The following is a 6,997-nucleotide window of genomic DNA, read 5'->3' as shown; positions in this document are numbered from 1 at the left end:
CCCCCCCCCCCCCCCCCCCCCCCCCCCCCCCCCCCCCCCCCCCCCCCCCCCCCCCCCCCCCCCCCCCCCCCCCCGGAAGGGGTGAAGAGTCGTAACTTTCCCGTACGGTTCGCGTTCGAGCGCGCTAGGAAATGGCGTGCCGCAGGGGGCTACGCGTACACCTCCCGCCGGGCCGAGCGGCGCCGGGCCGCGAGCTCCGGGTCCAGTGCGGGCACGGCGGCGAGGAGCTGCCGGGTGTAGGGGTGGGCGGGCCGCCCGTAGACCTCGTCCGCCGGACCCTCCTCGACGACCAGGCCCCCGCGCATCACGGCGACCCGGTCGCTGACCTGCCGGACGACGGCCAGGTCGTGGGCGATGAAGACGAGGGCGATGCCGAGCTCCCGCTGGAGCTCGGCGAGCAGGGCCGTGACCTGGGCCTGCGTGGTCACGTCGAGGGCGGAGACGGGTTCGTCGCAGACGATCAGCCGGGGGCGGGGGGCCAGGGCGCGGGCGATGCCGACGCGCTGGCGCTGGCCGCCGCTGAACTCGTGCGGGTAGCGGTCGTGGTGGCCCGGCTCCAGGCCGACCCGGGTGAGGAGTTCTCCGACGCGCTCCCGGATGGCGGACTCGTCGCGCTCCCCGGCCGCGCGCAGCGGGTCGGCGATGGACTCGCCGACGCGGCGGCGGGGGTTGAGGGAGGAGACGGGGTCCTGGAAGACCATCTGGGCGCCGGGGGCGATGCCGGTGGTGGGGGTTCCGCAGTGGCGGAGTTCACCGGCGGTGGGGGGCAGGAGGCCGACGAGCATGCGGCCGAGGGTGCTCTTGCCGCTGCCGCTCTCGCCGACGATGCCGAGGGTTTCGCCGGGGCCCACGGTCAGGGAGACCCCGGCCACGGCCGTCACCTTGCGCCTGCCGCGGCCGAACTCCTTGCGGAGGCCGACGGCTTCGACGACCGGGGCGGTGCCGTCACCCTGCGGGGCCGCTCCCCCATCCGTCCCTCCTCCCTTCCCCGGGGCTGCGCCCGGCGCCTCGAACCCACCGGGCGGGGCCGGGATGCGCGGGACCGCCGCCAGCAGGGCGCGGGTGTACGGGGCCGTCGGGGTCGTCAGGACCTCGCCGACCGGGCCCCGCTCCACCGCCCTGCCGTCCTTCATGACCAGCAGCGCGTCCACGCTCTCCGCCGCCACGCCCACGTCGTGCGTGACGAGGAGGAGGCCGAGGCCGTGTTCCTCGCGCAGGCCGTGCAGGAGGTCGAGGATCTGGGCCTGGACGGTGACGTCGAGGGCCGTGGTCGGTTCGTCGGCGATCAGGAGGCGGGGGCGGCAGGCGAGGGCCATCGCGATGAGCGCGCGCTGGCGCATGCCGCCGCTGAACTCGTGCGGCCGGGCGCGGGAGCGGCGGGCGGCGTCGGGGATGCCGACCCGGTCGAGGACCTCGACGGCCCGGGCGCGGGCGGCCCGGCGGGAGGCGGTGGTGTGGACGCGGTACACCTCGGCGATCTGGTCGCCGACGGCGTGGTACGGGTCGAGGGAGCTCAGCGGGTCCTGGAAGACCATGGCGGCCGTCCCGCCCCGCAGGGCGCGCAGTTCGGCCGGGGTGGCGGTGGCCGGGTCGGTGCCGCCGACGCGGACGGTGCCGGTCAGGCGGGCGCCCGTGCCCCGGTGCAGGCCGAGGAGGGCGGCCGCCACGGTGGACTTGCCGCTGCCGGACTCGCCGACGATGCCCAGGGCCCCGCCGGGTTCCAGGGCGAAGGAGACCCCGTCGACGGCGCGTACGTACGAGCCGGGGGTGGCGACGGGGAAGTCGACCGCGAGGCCGGTCACGTCCACCAGGTAGTCGGTCACGTCAGGGCCACCCTTCGGTCGGCGAGGGCGTGCAGGAGGTCGGCGACGGCGCCGGCGAGGACGACGGCCGTTCCGATGGTGAGGACGACCCCGACGACGACGGGCAGGTCGACGACCCGGACCCCGTCGATGAGGGTCTTGCCGAGGCCGGGGACGCCGAAGAGGGACTCGGTGAGCACCGCGCCGCCGATCATCGAGCCGAAGTCCACCGCGCTGAGCGCGATCACCGGGCCGACGGCCCCGCGCACGGCGTGCCGGGTGACGATCCGGCGCTCCCCCACCCCGTAGGCGCGGAAGGTGCGGATGTGGTCCTCGGCGAGGGTCTCCAGGGTGGAGCTGCGGGTGAGCCGGGCGTACTTGGCGCTCTCGAAGAAACCGAGGGTGGCCCAGGGCAGCAGCAGGTTCCAGGCCCACTGCTCGGGGTCCTCGCCGAAGGGCACGTACGTCGGGAAGGGCAGCCACCGGAGGTAGGCGCAGACGGCCATGAGGAGCAGCAGCCCGAGGATGAAGACGGGCGTGCCGGTGGCGGCGAGGGTCAGTACGGTCAGCACCCGCTCGGTGGTCCCGCCCCGGCGGACCGCCGACAGGAGTCCGGTGCCGACGCCGACGACCAGCCAGATCACGAGGGCGCCCAGCGCCAGCGAGAAGGTGGCGGGCAGCCGGTCCAGCAGCAGCTCGGTGACCTGCCGGTCGTTCTGGTACGAGAAACCGAGGCAGGGGGCGTCGCAGTGCAGGACGAGGCCGGCGCCGCCGGAGTAGTCGCGTCCGGCGAACACGCCCCGGAGGAAGTGGAGGTACTGGACGGCGGCGGGTTCGTCCAGTCCGAGCTGCGTGCGGACCTGGGCGATCTGCACCGGGTTGCAGCGTTCCCCGCAGGCCAGGCGGGCGGGGTCGCCGGGGGCGACGTAGAAGAGGGCGTAGACGACGGCGGACAGGGCGAGCAGCACGAGGAGGGCGCCGCCGAGGCGTTTGAGGAGGAAGCCGGTCACGCGGAGCGCTCCTTTGCGGTGCCGACCCGCAGGCGCGAACCCCCGCGCGGGTCGAGGGCCGTGCGGATGCCGTCGCCGAGGACGGTGAAGGCCAGCACGGTGACGAAGAGCAGCCCGGCGGGGAGCAGGACGTAGGCGGGGTCGGCGCGGAACCAGGTCTGCGCGCTGGAGAGCATCTGGCCCCAGGACGGGGTGGGCGGTTTGACTCCGACGCCGAGGAAGGACAGCGAGGCCTCGATCACCATGTTGGCCGGGACCTTGAGGGCGGCCAGGGTGATGACGGGAGCGGCCAGCGAGGGCAGGAGTTCGCGGCGGGCGATGCGCAGCCGGCTGTTGCCGGAGAGCCGCGCGGCCTCCACGAAGTCCAGGCCGCGCAGGGCGAGCGTCTGGGCCCGGACCAATCGGGCGGTGCCGCCCCAGTCGAGGACGCCGATGACGAGGACCAGCAGCAGCGGACGCGGGAAGTCGGCCGGGACGACGGCGGTGAGCGCGATGGCGAGGACCAGCATGGGCAGGGCGATCATCACGTCGGTGGCCCCGCCGATGAGCCGTCCCAGGGCGCGGCTGCCGAGGGCCGCGGTGATTCCGGCGGTGACGCCGACGGCCACCTGGAGGGCGGTGGCGCCGACGGCGACGAGCAGGGAGACGCGGGCTCCGTAGAGGAGCCGGGTGAACAGGTCGCGGCCGGTGCCGGGTTCGACGCCGAGCCAGTGGTCGGCGGAGATCCCGCCGAAGGAGCCGAGGGGGACGCCGCCGCGTGCCGAGTCCACGAGGTCGTCGTGGTAGGCGTTCGGGTCCTGGCCGGTGAGGTGGGCGAGCAGGGGCGCGGCGAGGGCGAGGAGGACGAGGAGGGCCAGGACGGCGGTGGCCGCGAGGGCGGACGGACGCCCGCGCAGCCACCGCCGGACCCGGGGGCCGGTGCCGGCCGCCGGGGCGGTGGCCCCGGTCGCCGGCGCCGGCCGGTGGAGGAACGTACTCACTTGACGGCGACCTGCGAGATGTCGAGGACGCCGGTCCAGTCGCTGATGACGACGTTCTTGACGTCCTTGCCGACGAGCCGCTTGTAGACCGGGTGGAAGAGGGGGACGGCGAGGGCCTGCTCGCCGATCTTCTTGTCGAGGGCGCCCCAGCGCTTGCCTGCGGCGGCGAGGTCGGTGAGCTTGGCGATCTCGTCGATCTCGGCGTTCACCGCGGGGTCGTTGAGCTGCGCGTGGTTGTAGTTGGAGCCGTTGGTGACGATCTGGCGGCCGTCGTAGATCGGGGCGAGGAAGGGGCCGCCGGAGGGCCAGTCGGCGCCCCAGCGGGAGAGGAAGAAGCCGGGCGTGTTCTTGGCGTCCCAGCGGCGCTCGTTGAAGGCGTTGTTCTCCAGGCCTTCGAGCTTGACGGTGATCCCGGCGGCGGCGAGGGCCTGCTGGACGGCGGTGGCGATCTCGGGGCCGGTCTGGCGGTTCTGGGCGTTGGAGTGGGTGAGGGTGACGGTCAGGCCGTCGGGGAAGCCCGCCTCCTTCAGGAGCTCCTTGGCCTTGGCCGGGTTGCCGGTCTTACCGGCCGGGAAGTGGTCGTAGGGCGTGTGGCCGAAGGCCTCGCGCTCGGGGAGGAAGGTGGTGGCGGGCTCGGCGAGGGCGGAGCCGCCGGCGGCGTTGACCACGCTGGTGCGGTTGATCGCGTAGGAGATGGCCTGGCGGACCTTCGGGTTGTCGAAGGGGGCGACCTTCGGGTTGAAGGCCAGGTAGTTGACGTAGCCGAAGTGGCCGGTGCCGACGCGGGAGGCGAGGTCCTTGTTGTCGCCGATCTGGGCGAGTTCGGCGGGGCCGAGGTTGGTGTCGGTGGTGACGGCGGCGGCGTCGGGGCCGGAGCTGGTGGTCAGCCGCTGGTTGATGACGGCGGCGTCCAGGCCGGAGCGGACTTCGATCCGGTCCGGGTAGGCCTTGCGCTCCTCGTCGGTCTTCGGGTCCCAGTGCTCGTTGCGTTCCAGCAGCAGGGTCTCGCCGTCGCCGGTGTTCTTGGCGACCTTGTACGGGCCGGAGGAGACGGGGTGCTCCTCGTACTTGACGCCGGTGTCCTTGGCCTTGGGCACGGGGGCGAACTGGGTCTGGGTGGCGAGGAAGGGGAACTCGCCCTCGGGCTTGCGGAGTTTGAAGACGATGGTCTTGGCGTCGGGGACGACGATGGAGTCGAGGCCCTTGCCGCCGTCCTTGTAGGGGCCCTCGTACGTCTCTCCGCCGACGAGCCAGTCGCGCAGGTAGGGGGCGCCCCCGGAGAGTTCGGCGGCGAAGGAGCGCTCGATGCCGTACTTGATGTCGGCGGTGGTGATGGGGCTGCCGTCCTCGTACGTGAGGCCGTCCTTGAGGGTGTACGTCCACTCGGTGGCGTCGGCGTTGGGCTTGCCGAGGTCGGTGGCCAGGTCGGGGACGACCTTGGCGCCGGCCGGCCCGTCCTCGCGGTTGCGGGTGGTCAGGGTGCGGAAGACCAGCGAGGGGACGTTGCCGCCGCCCGAGGTGTAGAGGCGGGCGGGGTCGAAGTCGTTCTGCGGTTCGTTGTTGAGGACGGTCAGGGTGCCGCCCTTCTGCGGGGCGCCGGCGGCGCCGGGCTTGCCGGAGGACTCGCCGCCGGAGCCGCCCGCCGCGTCCTTGGGGCCGCAGGCGGCGGCGCCCCCGGCCAGTACGAGGCTGACGGCGAGCGCGGCGACGCGGCGCGATATGTGGGACTGACGGGGCATGACGGAAGGGACCTCTCGGCGTGAAGGGGGTGGGGAAGGGCCACGCGAGGGGCGACGCCGGGGATCACCGGCGGTCAGGGCCGGGAAGGGGGGAGCCGCACCTGCGGGCGGGAGGTGTGCCCGGGCGCGGCGGAGCCAGGTGGAGAGGAGAAGGGGGTCGCGCGCTCGGGCCGGGGATACCGCCCGGGCCACCAGGCCCGGAGGGGGAGCGTCAGCGACAGAAGATGTCGGCCACACTGTGCGCGGCCACACCGAGGAGCGCCAGCTCGATGGCGGCGCTCGCGGCGGAGGTGTGGCGGTGCGACATGCGGAGAACAATTACCGATCATCGAACGCCTGTCAACGGAGGAACCGGCCACTCCCCCCGCCCCGTACCGTCAATTCCCGGGAAATACCCAAGGGTTGGGAAGACAGTGAATATTGTCGATGTCGAGTGATTTCGTCTGCTGCTGCATGATCGGCGCGAGGGATCCCGGTGTGCGGCAGCTCTCGTGCCCGTGGCCGAGCCGGTGGCCGACCTCGTGGTTGATGAGCATCTGCCGGTAGGCCAGCATCTGGCCGGCGCCGTAGGTCGCCGACCCCTGGCCCCACCGGAAGGCGTTGATCATCACGCGTTCGGTGCTGGCGGAGTCGCAGGAGACGTTGTCGATCGTGGTGTCCAGGTCGGACTTGGCGCACCACGCGCCGGTGGTGCCGGGGCTGGCCAGGGTGATGACGAAGTCGGCCTTGCCGTCCGGTACCCGCTCGAAGGTCATCGCGCCGTCGTGGCCCCAGCTGCGCGGGTCGTTGAGGGTGCGCTGGACGGCCTCCGCGAAGAGCTGCGGGTCCATGCCGAGGCCCTGCTCCACGTCGACCCGGTAGCGCACGACCTTGCCCTTGCCGGGGGCCTTGGCGAGGCCGGGGACGGTGTCGAAGACGCCCGTTCCGGTGAGTTTCGCGTCGATGGGCAGCTGCTGCGCCATCTGCTGTTCGTACGTCGCCGGCTGCGCGGGCGGCGGGGAGACGGGGGTGGGGCGGCCGTCGGAGCGGGAGGCGGCCTTGTCGCCCCCGGCCCGCTGGGGCGCGTCGTCACCGGCGGCGCGCACGCCGGCGGCGGCCGGGTCGCCCTCGGTGGTGACCTGACCGGCGACGAAGACGGCGAGCGCGGCGGTGACGGCCAGGGCGGCGACCCCGGTGTAGATGCGGACCCTCGTGCCGCGGCCGTTCGCGTTCCCGCCCGCGTCGGGGGCCGTGGGCGTGCGGGGACCGGGGACGCGGCGGTGCGAGCCGGTCGAGGTGAGGGGGTCGGCGGGGGCCGGGGTGCCGGCGCCCCGGGCCGCGGGGGCCGCGGGCGCCGCGGCACGGGGGGTCCCGCGCCAGTCGCCGTAGACGGAGGCGGAGTCGGCGCCCCAGGCGCCGCCGCCCTCGCGCTGCTCGGGGTGGCCGCCGGGGCGGGCCGCGGGCGGGGCGTGGCCCTGCGGGACGGC

At 74.2% G+C, this 6,997-nt stretch carries 6 protein-coding genes; all 6 read right to left on the bottom strand.

Annotated features, from left to right (window positions below):
- Positions 1-149: 149 nt before the first annotated feature.
- Positions 150-1,823, bottom strand: coding sequence for a dipeptide ABC transporter ATP-binding protein (locus WDV06_RS35685; protein ID WP_395513973.1), 1,674 nt, complete (start codon positions 1,821-1,823; stop codon positions 150-152).
- A complete protein-coding gene (locus WDV06_RS35680) occupies positions 1,820-2,812 on the bottom strand; it encodes an ABC transporter permease (protein WP_395513972.1) in 993 nt (330 codons plus the stop codon). Before WDV06_RS35680 ends, WDV06_RS35685 begins: the two co-directional genes overlap by 4 nt.
- Positions 2,809-3,792, bottom strand: a complete 984-nt coding sequence (locus tag WDV06_RS35675; protein ID WP_395513971.1) for an ABC transporter permease — start codon at positions 3,790-3,792, stop codon at positions 2,809-2,811. The genes WDV06_RS35680 and WDV06_RS35675 overlap by 4 nt, the downstream gene beginning before the upstream one ends.
- Entirely contained in the window at positions 3,789-5,531 is a 1,743-nt protein-coding gene (locus WDV06_RS35670) for an ABC transporter substrate-binding protein (protein WP_395513970.1), read from the bottom strand. Before WDV06_RS35670 ends, WDV06_RS35675 begins: the two co-directional genes overlap by 4 nt.
- Before the next feature lie 211 nt (positions 5,532-5,742).
- Positions 5,743-5,838 carry an Ms4533A family Cys-rich leader peptide gene (locus WDV06_RS35665; protein WP_312847459.1) on the bottom strand — a complete coding sequence of 32 codons (96 nt, stop codon included), beginning with the start codon at positions 5,836-5,838 and terminating at the stop codon, positions 5,743-5,745.
- 70 nt (positions 5,839-5,908) lie between these two features.
- Positions 5,909-6,997 (bottom strand): DUF3152 domain-containing protein (locus tag WDV06_RS35660; RefSeq protein WP_395513969.1); only part of this gene is annotated, 1,089 nt, incomplete at its 5' end.

The organism is Streptomyces racemochromogenes, from assembly GCF_044129415.1.
Lineage (GTDB): Bacteria > Actinomycetota > Actinomycetes > Streptomycetales > Streptomycetaceae > Streptomyces > Streptomyces racemochromogenes_A.
Note: the sequence above shows the minus strand (reverse complement) of the source record. Positions and strands in the feature narration are given on the sequence as shown.

Excerpts from the sequence above, each read along its gene's own strand:
- WDV06_RS35670 (WP_395513970.1), bottom strand. The coding sequence starts at position 5,531 with ATGCCCCGTCAGTCCCACATATCGCGCCGCGTCGCCGCGCTCGCCGTC.
- WDV06_RS35665 (WP_312847459.1), bottom strand. The coding sequence starts at position 5,838 with ATGTCGCACCGCCACACCTCCGCCGCGAGCGCCGCCATCGAGCTGGCG.